The 578-nt window shown below is 34.4% G+C and carries 2 protein-coding genes; both read right to left on the reverse strand.

What is annotated here, in order from left to right; genetic code table 11:
* Positions 1–87, reverse strand: an 87-nt coding sequence (locus IU405_RS15850) for a hypothetical protein (RefSeq protein ID WP_197436788.1), incomplete at its 3' end; no start/stop codon positions are given.
* 2 nt (positions 88–89) lie between these two features.
* Complete coding sequence (locus IU405_RS01115) at positions 90–539, reverse strand: LexA family protein (RefSeq protein ID WP_197436789.1); 450 nt, start codon at positions 537–539, stop codon at positions 90–92.
* Positions 540–578 lie beyond the last annotated feature (39 nt).

Below are 578 nucleotides of genomic sequence, written 5' to 3' on the forward strand. Positions count from 1 at the left end.
CACAACTACTGGTTTGTTATTTAAAGAGGGGTTGAAAACCCTCTCGCATGAAGCATAGAAATTATTACAATCGACAAGGGCGAACATTGTTAAAAGTATTTGATAACATTAATCACAATACCCCAGACTAAAAACTCGTTTTCTTTAGTAACCTTGATTGGTTTATAGTCTTTGTTTTCAGCAATTAGCCAAACATGATCATCTTCAACTTTTATACGCTTTACTGTAAATTCACCATCAATAAAACAGACTGCTATTTTATTATCGGTTGCTGGTAGGCTTTTGTCTATTACTAATAAATCACCATCGTGAATACCTGCATCCATCATTGAATTGCCTCTTACTTTACCGTAAAATGTGGTGCTTGGGTTTTTTATAAGGTGTTTGTTAAGGTCGATGTTAATATCAAGAAAATCATCAGCAGGAGAGGGGAAGCCTGCGCTAATACCTTCCACTACATAGGGCAATTCTATTGATGTGCTTACATCAACGTTGTAGAATGTTATTGTAGGTGTGTTGTGGAGTTTTCTTAGTTTCATCATGTCACAAAATTAAGGAAGAAACATATATTATAATAA

The organism is Polaribacter sp. BAL334 (assembly GCF_015767435.1).
GTDB lineage: Bacteria > Bacteroidota > Bacteroidia > Flavobacteriales > Flavobacteriaceae > Polaribacter.